The organism is Pantoea sp. S62 (genome assembly GCF_016658625.1).
GTDB lineage: Bacteria > Pseudomonadota > Gammaproteobacteria > Enterobacterales > Enterobacteriaceae > Pantoea > Pantoea vagans.
Genome location: NZ_JACVVI010000080.1, coordinates 1 through 233, shown reverse-complemented (window position 1 = coordinate 233; position 233 = coordinate 1). Strand labels below are relative to the sequence as shown.

Here is a 233-nt window from a genome sequence, read left to right as displayed (position 1 = left end):
TCGTCGGTCATGCCCGGCGCGGTTTCGCTGGTGTCGATGATTACGTCGACGGTGCTGCTGCTGGCGTTGCCGTTTGCATCGGTGCCGTCAACGACCAGCGCGTGCTCGCCGTCGGCCAGCGGGGCGTCCGGCGTGAAGCTCCAGTTGCCGTCCGCGTCAACGGTGGCGGTGCCGAGGTCGGCGTCGCCGTCCGAGACGGTCACGGTGGAGCCGGGCTGCATGCCGCCGCCGTT

General features: G+C 70.4%; 1 protein-coding gene. It reads right to left on the bottom strand.

From position 1 onward, the window contains the following. On the bottom strand, window positions 1-233 hold a 233-nt coding region (locus IBT54_RS25015), incomplete at both ends, for an Ig-like domain-containing protein (RefSeq protein WP_201253341.1).